Raw genomic sequence first — 16,023 nt, 5'->3', positions numbered from 1 at the left:
CAGAGCCGGGCCGGAAGCCGTGTCCACAGCTTGCGAACCGGGCGGGGAGCCGTGCGCACAGCCTGTGAGCCGAGCCGGGAGCCGTCTGCACAAGCGTGGCCCGGCTCCCGAGGCCCTGTCCACAGGCGCGGTCGGGCCGGTGACGGCTTGTCCACAGATCGGCCGCACGGCCTCTCGCCCGTTCCGTCCAGCGTGCATGATGAGCCCGTGACTCCAGAAGACGCAGAGGCGATTCTCCAGGAATACTTCGCCCCCTGGATCAAGCAGCTCGGCCTCCGGGTGGAGGAGGTGGGCGAGCGTCACGCCGTCGTCCGGCTGCCCTGGTCCGACGATCTGGCCAGGGAGGGCGGCGGGCTGTGCGGGCAGGCCATGATGGCGGCGGCCGACACGGCCACGGTGCTGGCCATCGCGTCGGCGCGGGGCGGGTTCGTGCCGATGACCACGGTGCAGCAGGCCACGACGTTCCAGCGGCCGGTGGTGGGCAAGGACGTTCTGCTCGACGTGCGCATCACGAAGCTGGGGCGGACGCTGGCCTTCACCGAGATCACGCTCACCGCCGAGGGCGCCACCGAGACGGCCGCGCACGCCACCACCGTCTACGCGATCATGGGCTGAGCTCGCCCGCATAGCCGCCCGGCTTACCTGCCAGGTAATCGCCAAGCCGTACCGACCCGGGGAGACTGTCGCATGCACGCATCACCGAAACGGACTTAGGGGATGAATCATGACGACTTACGACGCTGTGCAGGAGTTGCTGCGGCGGATCGGTGAGGGAGACGTCGAGCGGATCGCCGAGTTGTTCGCCGAGAAGAGCGACTGGCGCTTCAATTGGCCCGCCGAGGGGCACCCCTCGGTGCCGTGGATCCGGCCCCGTTCCAGCCGGAGTGACGTGGCGGAGCACTTCCGCATGCTCGGGTCGTACCACGTGCCCGAGCTCAACGGCACTACCGTCACGCGCATCCTGGTCGACGGCGACGACGCCGTCGTGCTCGGCGACATCGCCCAGACCGTCGCCGCCACCGGCCAGTCCTACACCTCCCCGTTCGCCCTGCACCTCACGGTCACCGACGGCCTGATCACCCGCTACCACATCTACGAGGACAGCCTCACCGTCGCCCGCGCGCACTCCGGCAGCGCCACCGCGTAGGCCACCACGAAGGACCGCCGTGGACACCGCCGCCTCATGATCGGATGGTCATCGACTTGCCCGCCCGTCGTCCTGCGCTTCCACGACCCGCCCGCCCCCACCCATCCACCTCTACGAGCGCCTTTCAGCAGGTCCCGGCGTTCACGCGTCTCAGCGATCTCTCAGGTGCGGAAAGTAGGCTCACCGCATGAAGCGTGTGGCCGCCCTGGTTGCGGCACTCGCCCTCATCGGGGTGACGGCGTGGCTCGTGTGGCCGTCGGCTCCGGAGGTGCGGGGTCATGACCAGCGAATAACCGTCGTCGACGGACCGGACGACGACCAACGGGTCGAGCTCGATACGACGTTCTTCCCGCCGCCTGACGGTGGGAAGGCGCCTGCCGTGCTGCTCGCCCACGGGTTCGGCGGCAGCAAGCAGAGCATGCGCGACCAGGCCGTGCGCCTCGCCCAGCAGGGCTACGCCGTACTGACCTGGTCGGCGCGCGGCTTCGGCCGCTCGACCGGGCAGATCGCGCTCAACTCGCCCGACTACGAGGTCAAGGACGTCAAGCAGCTCATCGACTGGCTGGCCAAGCGCCCGGAGGTCCGGCTCGACGCCTCGGGCGACCCGCGCGTGGGCATCGCGGGCGGCTCGTACGGCGGGGCCATCGCCTTGATGACCGCCGCCTATGACCATCGGGTGGACGCGATCGTCCCGCAGATCACCTGGTCCGACCTGGCCGACGCCCTCTTCCCCAACGCCGCCGCACAGCCGTCTGGCACGGGCACCCCCGCCACACACCCGTCCGCCACGGGCGCCACCGCCGCGCAGCCTTCCGGCACGAACAGCACCGCCACGCAGCCTTCCGGTGCGGCCGTCCAGTCGGACGATGAGGCCGCCATGAGCGGGGTCTTCAAGCGCATGTGGGCCGGGATCTTCTTCGGCCAGGGCGTCTCACTGGACGCCACGTCCTTGCTGAGCCGCAGGGAGACGGCGGCCGGGCCGGTGACGGCGGAGCAGGCGCGGTGCGGCCGGTTCCGGCCCGAGATCTGCGACATCTACCAGCAGGTCGCCGAGACCGGCCGGGCCACGCCCGAGGCCGTCGAGCTGCTGCGCAAGTCCAGCCCGATCACGGTGGCCGCGCAGATCAAGGCGCCGACCCTGCTCATCCAGGGCCAGCGCGACTCGCTGTTCCCCCTCGGCCACGCCGACGCCAACGCCAGGGCCATCGCCGCCCAGGGCACGCCGGTGAGCCTGGCCTGGTTCGACGGGGGCCACGACGGCGGCAACGGCGAGGCCGACTGGCTGTTCGACCAGTCGGCGGCCTGGTTCGCGCGCTACCTCAAGGGCGAGGGCGCGGGGCAGGCGGCGCCGCCGGTGAGCGCGTTCACGGTGACGCGCGACGGCGGGCGCGACCCCGGCACCCGGCAGCGCATCCGCCTCCACCCGGAAGCCGCCTCCTACCCGGGCCTCGCCGGCACCGCCACCACCTCGGTCCGGCTGAACGGCCCCGAGCAGAACATCGTCAACCCGCCCGGCGGCGCCCCCGCCTCGATCTCCACCGTGCCCGGTCTCGGCGGGCTGCTCGGCGGCCAGAACACCGGTGGTGTGTCCATCGACATGCCCGGCCAGAGCGCCGCGTTCGAGTCCGCGCCGCTCACCGCCCCGCTCCAGCTCACCGGCAGCCCCACCGTCCGGGTCCGGGTGACGGGCGAGGGCGAGGGCGAGGCGACCCTGTTCGCGAAGCTGTACGACGTCGCCGACGACACCCAGCTGCCCACCCTGCCCGCCGGGCTGGTGGCACCCGTCCGGGTGACGATCCCGGAGGACGCGGGCAGCGCGGAGGCCACGATCAGCCTGCCCGCCATCGACCACCGCTTCGCCGCCGGGCACCGGCTCCGCCTCGTCGTCACCACCACCGACATGGGCTTCGCCACGCCCGCCCAGCCGGCCGCGTACCAGGTCGCGCTGGCCTCCCCCGCCGTCACCATCCCCACCGTGAGCACGCTCGCCACCGCTCCCACCGGGGTGGCGTGGTGGGTGTGGGCGATGCCGCTAGCCGCCGTACTGCTCGCCGCCGTCCTCCTGTCCACGGGCCGCTCCCGCCGCCGTCCCGTCCTCGCGACGGCCGGCCGGGGCGGGGCCGAGCCGCCGGCCACACCGGACGCGCCTCTCGCCGCACCCGCCCTGAACGGCACGCGACAGGACGCCACCGCCGGGGACGGGGCGACGGGCGCTTTCCCCGCGAGCGGTGCGGCGCATGGCGACACCGCGCGTCCGGGTGGCGACGCGAACGGTGCTCACGCCGACGTCGCTGCCGGCGACGACACGACCGACGAGAGCCGGGGCGGCTTGGGCAGGAGCAACGGCAGCCTCGTCGCCGATGCCACTGTCAGCGGAGGCGATGGCGCCGGGGCTGATGAGATCACCACCGCGAGCAGTGCGCACGTCCACGTCGGCGCACGCGCAGGCGCTGACACCGGCGGTGGCGGTGGCGGTGCGGAGGTGCCGTTGGAGATCAGCGGGCTGACGAAGGCGTACCGGAACGGGGAGCTGGCCGTGAACGACCTGTCGTTCCGGGTGGAGCGGGGGCAGGTGCTCGGGCTGCTCGGTCCCAACGGGGCGGGTAAGACGACCACGATGCGGATGATGATGGGGCTCATCCATCCGGACGCCGGTGAGATCAGGATCTTCGGGGAGCGGGTCAGCCCGGGTGCGCCCGTGCTGTCGAGGCTCGGGTCGTTCGTGGAGGGGCCCGGGTTCCTGCCGCACCTGTCGGGGCGGGACAACATCGAGCTGTACTGGGCCGCCACCGGCCGTCCCAAGGCGGACGCGCACTTCGAGGAGGCCCTGGAGATCGCGGGCCTGGGCAAGGCGCTGGCGCGGGCGGTGCGTATGTACTCGCAGGGCATGCGCCAGCGGCTGGCCATCGCGCAGGCGATGCTCGGGCTGCCGGACCTGCTCGTGCTGGACGAGCCCACCAACGGGCTCGACCCGCCCCAGATCCGGGAGATGCGGGAGGTGCTCAAGCGGTACGCGCGCGACGGCCGTACCGTGATCGTGTCCAGCCACATGCTGGCCGAGGTGGAGCAGACCTGCAGTCATGTGGTGGTCATGCGGCGCGGGCGGCTGGTGTCGGCGGGGCCCGTGTCGCGGCTGCTGGGCTCGGCGGCGGTCGCCAACGGGCACGGGCCGCGCCTGGAAGACGTGTTCCTCGATCTCATCGGAGACAAGCCATGACCACCGCGACCGGCTACGCGCCGAACCGCACGCTGCCGTTGCGGGTGGAGTTCGTCCGGCAGTTCAAGCGGCGCCGGACGCTGGGCATGTTCGCGTTGCTGCTGGCGCTGCCGTGGGTGCTCGTGATCGCGTTCCAGATCGGGCCGCAGTCGAGCTCGCAGGGGCAGTCGGCGCTGCGCATGTCGGATCTGGCGACGCAGAGCGGGCTGAACTTCGCGGCGTTCGTCCTGTCGGTGTCGGCCAGTTTCCTGCTCGTGGTGGCGGTCGCGTTGTTCTGCGGCGACACGGTGGCGAGCGAGGCCAACTGGTCGTCCCTGCGGTATCTGCTGGCGGCGCCGATCCCGCGTGACCGGCTGCTGCGGCAGAAGCTGATCGTGGCGCTCGGCTACTCGGCGGCGGCGGTGATCGTGCTGCCGCTGATGGGGCTGCTCGCAGGCACGCTGGCGTTCGGCTGGGACGACATCACGGTGCCCGGCACCGGCGAGAGCATCCCGGCGCTCGACGTGCTGCCGCGCTTCGGGATCGTGATCGGGTACGCGCTGGTCAGCCAGCTCGTGGTGGCGGCTCTGGCCTTCCTCATCTCCACCATGACCGACTCCCCGCTCGGCGCGGTGGGCGGAGCGGTCGGGCTGTGGATCGTCTGCACGATCTTGCAGGCGGTGGAGGCGCTGGGGGTGCTGCGCGAGTTCCTGCCGACGTTCTGGAACAACGCATGGACCGACGCCCTGGTGCCGGAGCTGGACTGGAGCGGGATGGCGAAGGGCGCGTCGGTGTCGGTCACGTACGCGGCGATCCTGATCGCGATCGCGTTCCGCCGCTTCCGCCGCAAGGACGTCACCAGCTGAAGGTCGGGAGGGCGTCATCAGCTGAAGGAGGGCGGCTGCGGGTCCGGTGGCGGGGGATGGGGTGGTGCCGGCGGGTGGGTGGTCAGTCGGTGGTCCAGTCGAAGGCTTTGGTGACGGCCTTCTTCCAGCCCGCGTACGCCTTCTCGCGCCGCTCCTCGTTCCACGTCGGGTTCCAGCGGCGCGACTCCGCCCAGTGCGCGCGCAGCTCGTCGGTGTCCTGCCAGTAGCCGACGGCCAGGCCGGCGGCGTAGGCGGCGCCGAGCGCGGTGGTCTCGGCGACGACGGGGCGGCTGACGGGGACGCCGAGGATGTCGGACTGGAGCTGCATGCACAGGTCGTTGGCGGTGACGCCGCCGTCCACGCGGAGGACGTCGAGCACGACGCCGGAGTCCCGCTGCATGGCCTCGACGACGTCGCGGCTCTGGTAGCAGATGGCTTCCAGGGTGGCGCGTGCGAGGTGGGCGTCGTTGTTGTAGCGGGACAGGCCGACGATGGCGCCGCGGGCGTCGGCCCGCCAGTAGGGGGCGAACAGGCCGGAGAAGGCGGGCACGAAGTACATGCCGCCGGAGTCGGCGACCTGCCGGGCGAGCGTCTCGCTCTGGGCCGCTGAGGTGATGACGTGGAGCTGGTCGCGCAGCCACTGGACGGCGGAGCCGGTGACGGCGATCGAGCCTTCGAGGGCGAAGACGGCGGGCTGGTCACCGAACTTGTAGGCGACGGTGGTGAGCAGGCCGCTCTGGGAGCGGACGCGGTCGGTGCCGGTGTTGAGCAGCAGGAAGTTGCCGGTGCCGTAGGTGTTCTTGGCCTCGCCGGGTGAGAAGCACACCTGGCCGACGGTGGCGGCCTGCTGGTCGCCGAGGATCGCGGTGATCGGCACTTCGCCGCCGAACGGCCCGTACCGGGTGGTGGTGCCGTAGCCGGCGGGGTCGGAGGAGGGGCGGATCTCGGGGAGCATGGCGCGGGGGATGCCGAAGTACGACAGCAGCTCGTCGTCCCAGTCGAGCGTGTCGAGGTCCATCAGCATGGTGCGGCTGGCGTTGGTGACGTCGGTGACGTGCACGCCGCCGTTGACGCCGCCGGTGAGGTTCCACACGGTCCAGGTGTCGGTGTTGCCGAAGATCGCCTCGCCGCGGTCCACGGCCTCGCGGACGCCGGGAACGTTCTCGAGGATCCACTGGATCTTGCCGCCGGAGAAGTAGGCGTCGGGGCGCAGGCCGGTCCTGTCGCGGATGACCTGGCCGCGTTCGTCCTGTTCGAGGGCGGCGGCGATGCGGTCGGTGCGCGTGTCCTGCCAGACGATGGCGTTGGAGTACGGGCGGCCGGTGCGCGGGTTCCACACGACGGTGGTCTCGCGCTGGTTGGTGACGCCGAGGGCGGCGAGGTCGCTGTCGTGCAGGCCGGTGCGTTGCAGGGTGGTCTGGATGACGGCGGCGGTCCTGGTCCAGATCTCGATGGGGTTGTGCTCGACCCAGCCGGCCCTGGGCAGGATCTGCTCGTGTTCGAGCTGGAACTTGGCGACCTCGGCGCCCTCATGGTCGAAGATCATGAAGCGGGTGCTGGTGGTGCCCTGGTCGACGGCGCCGACGAAGTCCGGCATGGTGCTCTGCTCTCCCCTGGTCGGTCAATCGAACCCTGGTCGGTCGGGCTCTGGTCGGTCGGGCTCTGGCCGGTCGGGCCTCAGGCGGGCCTCGGGCGGGCCTCGGGCGGTCCGGCCCTTGTCGGTCCGGCCCTGGTCAGTCGGACGGCTTCACGGTGTCGCGGTCCTCGCCCTGGGGGAGGAAGCGGGCGATGCACGCCTGGTAGAGGCCGGCGCCGAGGACGCCGCCGATCAGCGGGCCGACGATCGGCACCCAGAAGTACAGGTCGCCGTACTGGTCGCGCCAGGCGCCGCCGTAGCCGGTGAGGAAGCTGGCCAGGCGAGGGCCGAAGTCGCGGGCCGGGTTGATGGCGTAGCCGGCGTCGGTGCCGAAGGACATGCCGATGCCGACGACGAGCAGGCCGATGACGAACGGCCCGAGGTTGGCGCTCGGCGCCATGTTGGCCGTGTCGGACAGGGCGAAGATGACGAAGAGCAGGATCGCGGTGCCGATGATCTGGTCGCGCAGCCCGCCCCACATGTCGACGGGCAGGGTGCCGTTGCCGGGCAGGGTGGAGAAGACGATCTGCGTCTTGAGGGTGCGGCCGGGGTCGGCCATGGCCAGCACCTCGGAGTAGTTCCAGCGCACGATGAGGGCGGCGACGAAGGCTCCGGCGGTCTGCGCGACGACGTACGGCAGGACCTTGGGCCAGGGGAAGCCGCGGAACAGGGCGAACCCGACGGTGACGGCGGGGTTGAGGTGCGCGCCCGTGGTGCGCCCGGCGACGTAGACGCCGAGCATCACGCCGATGCCCCATGCCCAGGCGATGCTGTCGTGGTCGCCGAGCTGGGCGGCGACGACCTGGGCGACGACGCCGGCGCCGAACAGGATGAGCACCATCGTTCCCGCGAACTCCGCGACGAGCTCCCCCGTCAGCCCTCTCCGGGCTTCGCGTCCGGCCACCGGTCACCTCCTTGAAGCGGCGTTGTGTGCCATTCCCCGATTGAGGGAACGAACACGCTCTGTGTGTCATACGTTGCGGAAAGTGATGGACGTGCCATGGGGCTGACCGGGGCGATCGACGCCAGGACCCGTCAGGAGACCATCGACCGGCTCGCCGACCAGACGTTCGACGTGCTGGTCGTCGGCGGTGGCGTGACGGGGGCGGGCGCCGCTCTGGACGCGGCGGCGCGCGGGCTGCGGGTGGCGCTCGTGGAGAGCCGCGACCTCGCGGCGGGCACGTCGAGCAGGTCCAGCAAGCTCATCCACGGCGGGCTGCGGTATCTGGAGCAGTTCGACTTCAAGCTGGTCAGGGAGGCGCTGAAGGAGCGGGACCTGCTCGTCGCCCGGCTGGCGCCGCACCTGGTCAGGCCGGTCACGTTCCTGTACCCGCTGCGCCGCAAGGTGATCGAGCAGCCGTACGTGGCGGCCGGGCTGACCCTGTACGACGCGCTGGAGGGCGTGCGCCGCCCGATGCCGAGGCACCGCAACCTGTCGATCAGGGAGGCCCGCCGGATGGCGCCCGGCCTGCGCGCCGACGTGCTGACCGGGGCGATGATCTACTACGACGCGCAGGTGGACGACGCCCGCTTCACGCTCACCCTGGCCCGCACGGCCGCCGCGCACGGCGCCGTGATCGCGACGCGGGCGCGGGCGGTGGCGATGCTGCGGGACGAGCGCGGCGAGCGGGTGGTGGGCGCGCGGGTCCGCGACGAGGAGAGCGGCCGCGAGGTGGACGTCGCCGCCGACGCGGTGGTGGTCTGCGCCGGCGTGTGGACGGATCCGGTGACCGCGCTGCCGGGGGCGGCGGAGGCGGGTTTCAAGGTACGGATGTCGAAGGGCGTGCACGTCATGGTGCCGGGCGAGGCCATCGACTCGCGGACCGGCATGATCATCCGTACGGAGAAGAGCGTGCTGTTCATCATCCCGTGGACCAGCCGGCGCTGGATCGTCGGCACGACCGACACCGACTACGACGGCGACCGCACCGAGCCGGCGGCGACGGGCGAGGACATCGACTACATCCTTGAGCACGCCAACTCCGTCCTGGCCAGGCCGCTGACCAGGGACGACGTGGTGGGCCTCTACGTGGGGCTGCGACCGCTGGTGGCCGCCGACGAGACCTCGTCCACCACGAAGCTGTCGCGCGAGCACGTCGTGGACGTGCCGCTGCCCGGCCTGGCCACGATCGCGGGCGGCAAGTACACGACGTACCGGATCATGGCGAAGGACGTGATCGACGCGGCATTGGAGGGCTACGACGTGCCGGAGTCGGTGACCGAGCGGCTGCCGCTGCTCGGCGCCGACGGGCTGCCCGCGCTCGAACGCTCGGTGCGCCGCATCGCGGAGGACCACGACCTCGACGTGGACACCGTCGCCTACCTGGTGCGCCGCTACGGGAACCTGGCCATGGAGGTGCTCGACCTGGTGCGCGACGACCCCGCGCTCGGCGAGCCGCTGATCGAGCCGGGGCCGTGGCTGCGGGCCGAGGTCTGCTACGCGGTCACGCACGAGGGCGCGCTGCACGCCGAGGACATCGTGGCCCGCCGGACGCGGATGCTCATCGAGTCGAGCGATCTCGCCGACCAGGCGGCTCCGGTGATCGCGGAGCTTATGGCGGGGGTGCTGGGGTGGGATCGGGCGCGGGTGGAGGAGGAGATCGCCCGCTGCCGCAGCCTGGTGCAGGCCGAACGCACCGCCCTCGCCCAGGCCCGCACGTCCGGAAAAGGCGACTGACCTACAACGGGCGGGTGAACGTGACCAGGCTCGTGCCGGGACCGTTGTAGCCGGGGACGGGGTCGCCCGCCTCGAAGCCCATGCGGCGGTGGAAGGCGATGGAGGCCGTGTTGACCGGCGCCGTGACCGCCTTGACGACCCGCCGCCCGTCGGCGCGGGCCAGGTCGAAGAAGCGCTCGTACATGGTGCGGGCCAGCCCGCTCTTCCGCGCGTCCGGGCAGACGCCGACGAAGTGGATGTACGCCTCACCGGGCAGCGACGGCGACAGGATGCCGATCAGGAAGCCCACTAGGGTGCCGTCAGCCGTCTCGGCGACCTGGCTGGTGCCGTGGAAGTGGTCGAGGAAGAGCCGGGGCAGGGCGGGCAGGATCGGGCGGCCCCACCAGCCGTCGATCACGGCCGCGATGGCGTCGTAGTCGGCGGGCGTGGCGGGGCGCAGGGCGTACATGGAAGGGGATGCTAGCCCCAGTACACGGAAGGGGATGCTAGCCCCAGTGCATGGAAGGGGGCGCTAGCCCCAGTGGGGCGGGCGGTTGTCGAGGTAGAAGGCGTCGGAGTCGGCCTCGCGCCAGTCGCCCCAGCCGAGGTCGGTGTCGTCGGCGGTCTGCTCAGGTAGAAAATCCTCCACGACATCCATGCTACTCAGGCGTACAAACCGGCACCGAGCGTGTCCCGTGGTCCAGGGACAGGCGGCGAGCACGGCGGTACGATGCGAAGGCAGGTGTCGCCTACCCCCCGTGAGGCTGCTCATGGCCACCCCGACAGGCTGGCGGCGTGAAGGCAATCTGCCGGCGGAGCTGACCAGCTTCGTCGGCCGTACGCGCCTCCTCGCCAACCTCAAACGACACCTCAGCGAGTCGCGGCTGGTGACGGTGACCGGCATCGGCGGTGTGGGCAAGTCGCGCACCGTGCTGCGGCTGGCGCACCAGGTGCGCTCCCATTATCCCGACGGCGTCTGGTTCGCCGACCTGGCCCGGCTGCAGGACGCCGGCATGGTCAAGCACACGATCGCCTCGGCGCTCGGCATCGCCGACCAGTCGTCGCGGGCGGAGTCGGAGTCGCTGTCGGAGTGGGTGGGCGAGCGCGACATGCTGCTCATCATCGACACCTGCGAGCACCTGGTGCAGGGCTGCGCCGAGCTGGTGCACGAGCTGCTGGAGGCGGCACCCAACCTGAAGGTGCTGGCGACCAGCCGCCAGTCGCTGCACCTGCCGTACGAGCACGTGGTGCCGGTGCCGCCGCTGCAGGTGCCGGGCGACGACCCGGCGGAGAGCCTGTTCACGAACGAGTCGGTGCAGCTGTTCGCGGCCAGGGCCGGGGCGAGCGTGCCCGACTTCGTGCTGGACGAGGACAACATCGGGCCGGTGGCGGAGCTGTGCCGCAGGCTCGACGGCATCCCCCTCGCGATCGAGCTGGCCGCGGTGCGGCTGCGGGCGCTGTCGGTGGAGCAGATCCTCGGGCTGCTGGCCGACCGGTTCAGCCTGCTGGCGGGCGCGAGCCGCACGGCGCTGCCGCGCCACCAGACGTTGCGGGCGGCGATCGGCTGGAGTCACGAGCTGTGCGAGCCGGCCGAGCGGCTGCTGTGGGCGCGGCTGTCGGTGTTCGCGGGCGACTTCGAGCTCGACGCGGCCCGGTTCGTCTGCTCCGACGGACGGCTGCCCTCCGAAGACATCACCGACCTGGTCACGGGGCTGGTGGAGAAGTCGATCCTGCTGATCAGGAGCAACCACGCGGGCGTGCGGTACAAGCTGATCGACACCCTGGCCGAGTACGGCGAGGAATGGCTCGACAAGCTCGGCCAGAAGGAGCAGATGTCGCAGCGGCACCTGGAGTACTACCTGAGCCTGGCCCAGCGCAGCGAGGAGGCCTGGTCGGGGCCGCGGCAGATCTACTGGTTCGTCCGCATGCGGCAGGAGCACGACAACGTGCGGGTGGCGCTGGAGCACGCGCTGAAGTCGCCGGGCAAGTCGGCGCTGGCGCTGACGCTGCTGTCGTCGCTGTGGTTCATGTGGGTGTGCTGCGGGTTCGCCCGCGAGGGCCGCCTGTACCTGGAGCGGGCGCTGGAGGCCAACCCGGCGGTGAGCAAGGAGCGCTGCAAGGCGCTGTGGGTGCTGTCGTACGTCAAGAGCGCCCAGGGCGACAGCGGCGGAGCGCTGGCGGCGGCCGAGACGTGCAGCACCGAGGCGGTCCGGGTGGGCGACTCGCGGGCGGTCATCCTGGCCTCGAAGATGCAGGGCACGGCCGCGCTGCTGCAGGGCGACCTGCAGAAGGCCAGCGCGCTGCTCGGCGTGGCGATCGAGTTCAACACCGAGAACAGGGAGCTCAACCCGGGCCTGCTGCCCGCGATCGTCGAGCTGTCGATCGTGCTGACCACGCAGGGCGAGCTGTACGAAGCCGAGTCGCTGCTGCTCGACTGCCTCCAGGTGTGCAAGGAGCGCGGCGAGCTGTGGGTCAGCTCCCACGCGCAGTGGGCGCTGGCGGGCACGCGCCTGGCGGGCGGCCGCACCATGGACGCGCTGCAGAACGCCAGGGAGGCGCTGCGCATCAAGCGGCACTTCCACGACACGCTGGGCACGCTGCTGGCGCTGGAGACGGCGGCGCGCATCTTCGTCCTGTCCGGCAGGCTGACGCTGGCCGCCCAGCTCCTCGGGGCGCTGCAGCAGAACTGGAAGACGGCGGGGCTGCCACAGCTCGGCGCGCCCTGGATGACCGACGAGCACAACATGTGCGTGCGTGACTGCCGGCAGCGGCTGGGCGAGCTGGCCTACAAGGACGCCTTCGAAGAGGGCGCCCGGCTCGATCTCGACGAGGCGTCCGCGCTCGCGCTGGACGACCCGGACGCCCTCGACGAGAGCTAAGGGAAGCGGGACCGTCAGACGGCCTGCGGCCACTGGGTGCCGTCAGGCCAGGCGTGCACGTAACGCGCACTGCCGAGGGAGAACTCTATGTGGCCGCGCACCCAGTGCTCGAGGCCACGTACGTACTTGCGGACCGGGAGCGGAGCCCACTGCTCCAGTGCCGCGCGCCGGTCGAGGAACGCGGCGATGGCGTCGTTGTGCATCTGCGCGACCTCGCGCAGCGCGTCCTGCAGGGACAGGGCCTTGTGCGTGGCCAGCACCGTGACGAGGTTGTGCCGCGCCTTGTCGTTGCCGCGTTCCTTGGCGTACGACAGCAGGTCGTTGTCCCAGCCGATGAGGTCGCACGCCAGGTCGGAGAGCGTGCGGACGTCGGGGTGGTGCCACTCCTCGGCTTCGAGGCGGTAGCCGCCGCCCGCGTCGATGAGGGCGAAGCAGGTGTAGGTGGCACCGGTGATGCGGCGCATCAGGACGTAGTCGTCGGGCGTGGGGATGAGGTCGGCCTCGCGGTTGGCGGCCTCCCAGATCTGGGCGAACAGGTATTCCTTCACCGTGATGCGCCACCGGTCCACCTGTGCGGGGGTGGCGTACTGCGAGATGCGGTGCAGCAGCTCGTGGAGCGCGAGGCCGAACGGGTCGCCGGCGTCGGGCTCCCTGCGCCCGTCGAGGATCTCCAGGAGCGGGGGGAGGGCACGGGCCAGGGCCGAGGCCCGGTGCCCCATCAGCTCGCCTTCGCAGAACGCGTCGTCGAAGGCGAAGAGCCAGTTGTACCAGTCGTTGATCAGCCGGAGACTGTCGCGCGGCACGGTGGGGTTGGTCCGTGCCGCGAGCAGGCCGATCTTCGAGCGCCGGAAGTGCTCGATGGTGTCGGCGCCGTTGAGCATCTTTGAGGCGGCCAGCCAGGTGTGGCTCTCCGCATCGACCTCTGAGGCATGCACGTTGATCTCGTTGGGGAACGGGCATGGCAACGGAGGGATGTGGAGCGGTCGCCTGCTGAAGGAGTGCGCAGAAGTAGCCACGTCCCCCAGCATGACGATGGAGTGACCGAAAGGCCACACTCGGCAACTTCGAGCCCTATAATGCTTATTTCATACTATGAATCACTTTGCGTGAACCACTGGATAAACTGGTCATTCGCGAACATTCGCGCGGTCTCAAGCGCGGACGGCTGACCGGCATACGGGTCGGCCCCGGCGTCCAGAAGCGCCCTGACCACGGCAGACTCCTTCTTGAAGACCGCGCCGGCGAGCGGCGTCTGCCCACGGTCGTTGGCACGATTCGGATCGGCGCCGCTTGTGACAAGCATCCGAACAGTCTCGGCGTGACCGTAATAAGCCGCCAGCATCAGCAAAGTGTCACCTTTGCCGTTGGTCAGGTCGACCGGCACCCCGGCCTCCACATACGCCCGCAGCGCCTCGGTGTCACCCGCCCTGGCCAGGCCGAACAGCTTGGTCGCGAACTCTTCCAGCTCCGGATCCCCGTCCATGATGCCCATTGTGCCTCGATAGGGTGCCGTGCACGGAATCGATACGACGCGCCGTAGGTTCTGGTGAAGAGTACCTAGGGAAAGGCTGTTCAACCGTGTTCGACCCGAAGGATCTCTACGAGCTCGCAGACGACGCGCCCGAGCTTACCGATCCGGTGTTGCTGTACCACTTCGACGGCTTCGTCGACGCGGGCTCGGCCGGACGGCTCGCGCTGGGCCACCTGCTGGCCGAGCTGGAGCACCGGGTCGTGGCGACATTCGACGTCGACCGGCTGCTCGACTACCGGTCGCGGCGGCCCATCATGACGTTCGACACCGACCGGTGGGTGGAGTGCGAGAGCCCCGAGCTGGCCGTGCACGTCGCGAAGGACGCGACCGGCACACCGTTCCTGTTGATGAGCGGCCCCGAGCCCGACCGGGAGTGGGAGCTGTTCGCCAAGGCGGTGGCGGCCTTGGTGGAGCGGCTGAAGGTGAGCAAGCTGGTGACGTTGCACGGCATCCCCATGGCGGTGCCGCACACCCGCCCGCTCGGCATCACCATGCACGCCAGCAGGCCGGAGCTGATCAACAATGCGCAAAGCAGCGTGTTCGGGCGGGTCCAGGTGCCCGGCAGCGTCGCGGCGCTGCTGGAGCTGCGGCTCGGCGCGCAGGGCCACGACGCGCTGGGGTACGCGGTGCACGTGCCGCACTACCTGTCGCAGGCCGAATACCCGACCGCCGCCGTGACCGGGCTGGAGGCCGTGACGCGGGGCACGGGGCTGGTGTTCCCGATGGACGCGCTGCGCGAGGCCGCCCGCCGTACGACGACGGAGATCGAGGAGCAGATCCGCGCCTCCAGCGAGCTGTCCACCGCGATCAGCGGCCTGGAGCAGCAGTACGACGCGTTCGCCGCGGGCGCGGAACGCGAGAACCTGATGGCCGAGACCACGCCCATGCCCACCGGCGACGAGCTCGCCGCCCAGTTCGAGCGCTTCCTCGCCGAGCGTGACGACGAATAGGCCCGCACCCCCGCTACGCTGGCCCGATGAGTGAGATCCGGGTCGGCCTCGTCGGTTACGGCACCGCGGGGCAGTACTTCCATGCCCCACTGATCCACGCCACCCCCGGCCTGACCCTGACGGCCGTCGTCACGCGCAACCCGGATCGCCAGGCCGAGGTCGCCGGCAGGTACGGCGCGGCGGGGGTGGCCGAGGTGGCGGACCTGTGGGAGCGGTGCGACCTCGTCGTGGTCGCCTCGCCCAACAGGACGCACGTGGCCACCGCGACCGCCGCGCTCACGCAGGGCCTGCCCGTCGTCGTGGACAAACCCCTGGCCCGCACCGCCGAGGAGGGCCGCGAGCTGGTGCGGCTGGCCAAGGAGCGCGGGCTCCTGCTCACCGTGTTCCACAACCGGCGCTGGGACGGCGACTTCCGCACCGTGCGGCGGCTGGCCGGCGAGGGGCGGCTGGGCGAGGTGCTGCGGTTCGAGTCGCGCTTCGAGCGCTGGCGGCCGGTGCCGAAGGGCGGCTGGCGCGAGTCCGGCGGCCCTGAGGAGGTCGGCGGCCTGCTCTACGACCTGGGCAGCCACCTCGTCGACCAGGCCGTGCAACTGCTCGGCCCGGTGCGCGAGGTCTACTGCGAGAGCGACGTCCGGCGCGAAGGGGTCTCCGCCGACGACGACACGTTCGTCGCCCTCACCCACGCCTCCGGCGCCCGCTCGCACCTGTGGGCCAGCTCGATGGCCGCGCGCCTCGGGCCCCGCTTCCGGGTGCTGGGTTCCTCGGCGGGCTTCGTGAAGTACGGGATGGACGTGCAGGAGGAGCGGCTGCGGGCCGGGATGACGCCCGACTCGCCGGGGTTCGGCGACGACGAGGAAGACCGCTGGGGCGTGCTGGGCACGGAGAACGAGCGGCAGATCGTCCGCACGGAGCCGGGGGCGTACCTCGACTTCTACCGGGGCGTGGCGGCGGCGCTGCGCGAGGGCGCGGCGCCGCCGGTCGACCCCGGCAGCGCGGTGGACGTGCTGGCGATCATCGAGGCGGCCCGCCTGTCGGCGACCCAGCGGATCGTGGTCCGCCTCGACTGAGGCGCCTTCCCACGCGAGATGCCCTTCTGACGCGAGATGCCCCTCCCAACGCGAGGTGCCCCTTTTGGCGAGAGGCGTCCGCGAGGTGTCCGTCC

13 protein-coding genes are annotated in these 16,023 nt (G+C 71.1%); 8 read left to right on the top strand and 5 right to left on the bottom strand.

Translation table 11 applies throughout. The features are described 5' to 3' along the window. The first annotated feature begins 207 nt into the window (after positions 1–207). The 4 genes from HCN51_RS62420 to HCN51_RS29795 all read left to right on the top strand — a co-directional run bounded on the left by HCN51_RS62420 (position 208) and on the right by HCN51_RS29795 (position 5,209). Positions 208–615: a hotdog domain-containing protein gene (locus tag HCN51_RS62420; protein WP_168013769.1), complete on the top strand. Its 408-nt coding sequence runs from the start codon at positions 208–210 to the stop codon at positions 613–615. Between the two features lie 109 nt (positions 616–724). Then, a complete protein-coding gene (locus HCN51_RS29810; RefSeq protein WP_168013767.1) occupies positions 725–1,147 on the top strand; it encodes a nuclear transport factor 2 family protein in 423 nt (140 codons plus the stop codon). A 187-nt stretch (positions 1,148–1,334) separates the two neighbouring features. Further along, a complete protein-coding gene (locus HCN51_RS59875) occupies positions 1,335–4,364 on the top strand; it encodes an alpha/beta fold hydrolase (protein ID WP_240973371.1) in 3,030 nt (1,009 codons plus the stop codon). Beyond that, on the top strand, positions 4,361–5,209 hold the full coding sequence (locus HCN51_RS29795) for an ABC transporter permease (protein WP_168013765.1): 849 nt from the start codon (positions 4,361–4,363) through the stop codon (positions 5,207–5,209). The genes HCN51_RS59875 and HCN51_RS29795 overlap by 4 nt, the downstream gene beginning before the upstream one ends. Positions 5,210–5,291: 82 nt before the next feature. On the opposite strand, the gene glpK is transcribed toward HCN51_RS29795, so the two are convergent. After that, entirely contained in the window at positions 5,292–6,806 is a 1,515-nt protein-coding gene (glpK, locus tag HCN51_RS29790) for a glycerol kinase GlpK (protein WP_168013764.1), read from the bottom strand. A 136-nt stretch (positions 6,807–6,942) separates the two neighbouring features. Next, on the bottom strand, positions 6,943–7,749 hold the full coding sequence (locus tag HCN51_RS29785) for an MIP family channel protein (RefSeq protein ID WP_168013763.1): 807 nt from the start codon (positions 7,747–7,749) through the stop codon (positions 6,943–6,945). A 96-nt stretch (positions 7,750–7,845) separates the two neighbouring features. Between HCN51_RS29785 and HCN51_RS29780 the strand changes: the two genes are divergently transcribed. Next, positions 7,846–9,522 (top strand): glycerol-3-phosphate dehydrogenase/oxidase, encoded by a 1,677-nt coding sequence (locus HCN51_RS29780; protein ID WP_168013762.1) that lies wholly within the window; start codon positions 7,846–7,848, stop codon positions 9,520–9,522. A 1-nt stretch (position 9,523) separates the two neighbouring features. On the opposite strand, the gene HCN51_RS29775 is transcribed toward HCN51_RS29780, so the two are convergent. Continuing rightward, positions 9,524–9,970, bottom strand: a complete 447-nt coding sequence (locus HCN51_RS29775; protein ID WP_168013761.1) for a GNAT family N-acetyltransferase — start codon at positions 9,968–9,970, stop codon at positions 9,524–9,526. A gap of 289 nt (positions 9,971–10,259) precedes the next feature. Between HCN51_RS29775 and HCN51_RS29770 the strand changes: the two genes are divergently transcribed. Next, on the top strand, positions 10,260–12,380 hold the full coding sequence (locus tag HCN51_RS29770; protein WP_346433847.1) for an ATP-binding protein: 2,121 nt from the start codon (positions 10,260–10,262) through the stop codon (positions 12,378–12,380). A gap of 14 nt (positions 12,381–12,394) precedes the next feature. On the opposite strand, the gene HCN51_RS29765 is transcribed toward HCN51_RS29770, so the two are convergent. Both HCN51_RS29765 and HCN51_RS29760 read right to left on the bottom strand, forming a co-directional pair. Then, positions 12,395–13,315: a terpene synthase family protein gene (locus tag HCN51_RS29765; RefSeq protein ID WP_168013760.1), complete on the bottom strand. Its 921-nt coding sequence runs from the start codon at positions 13,313–13,315 to the stop codon at positions 12,395–12,397. A 155-nt stretch (positions 13,316–13,470) separates the two neighbouring features. Then, positions 13,471–13,872: an ankyrin repeat domain-containing protein gene (locus HCN51_RS29760; RefSeq protein ID WP_428981555.1), complete on the bottom strand. Its 402-nt coding sequence runs from the start codon at positions 13,870–13,872 to the stop codon at positions 13,471–13,473. Between the two features lie 86 nt (positions 13,873–13,958). On the opposite strand from HCN51_RS29760, the gene HCN51_RS29755 reads away from it, so the two are divergent. After that, complete coding sequence (locus HCN51_RS29755; protein ID WP_080036200.1) at positions 13,959–14,861, top strand: proteasome assembly chaperone family protein; 903 nt, start codon at positions 13,959–13,961, stop codon at positions 14,859–14,861. Between the two features lie 26 nt (positions 14,862–14,887). Next, a complete protein-coding gene (locus HCN51_RS29750; protein WP_168013758.1) occupies positions 14,888–15,928 on the top strand; it encodes a Gfo/Idh/MocA family oxidoreductase in 1,041 nt (346 codons plus the stop codon). The last annotated feature ends 95 nt before the right edge of the window (positions 15,929–16,023 follow it).

Source organism: Nonomuraea composti, assembly GCF_012034275.1.
Classification (GTDB): domain Bacteria; phylum Actinomycetota; class Actinomycetes; order Streptosporangiales; family Streptosporangiaceae; genus Nonomuraea; species Nonomuraea composti.
Note: the sequence above shows the minus strand (reverse complement) of the source record. Positions and strands in the feature narration are given on the sequence as shown.

Coding starts and splice junctions, on each gene's coding strand:
- HCN51_RS29780 (WP_168013762.1), top strand. CDS start 7,846: ATGGGGCTGACCGGGGCGATCGACGCCAGGACCCGTCAGGAGACCATC.
- HCN51_RS29795 (WP_168013765.1), top strand. CDS start 4,361: ATGACCACCGCGACCGGCTACGCGCCGAACCGCACGCTGCCGTTGCGG.
- HCN51_RS29810 (WP_168013767.1), top strand. CDS start 725: ATGACGACTTACGACGCTGTGCAGGAGTTGCTGCGGCGGATCGGTGAG.
- HCN51_RS29760 (WP_428981555.1), bottom strand. CDS start 13,872: ATGGGCATCATGGACGGGGATCCGGAGCTGGAAGAGTTCGCGACCAAG.
- glpK (WP_168013764.1), bottom strand. CDS start 6,806: ATGCCGGACTTCGTCGGCGCCGTCGACCAGGGCACCACCAGCACCCGC.
- HCN51_RS29775 (WP_168013761.1), bottom strand. CDS start 9,970: ATGTACGCCCTGCGCCCCGCCACGCCCGCCGACTACGACGCCATCGCG.
- HCN51_RS59875 (WP_240973371.1), top strand. CDS start 1,335: ATGAAGCGTGTGGCCGCCCTGGTTGCGGCACTCGCCCTCATCGGGGTG.
- HCN51_RS29750 (WP_168013758.1), top strand. CDS start 14,888: ATGAGTGAGATCCGGGTCGGCCTCGTCGGTTACGGCACCGCGGGGCAG.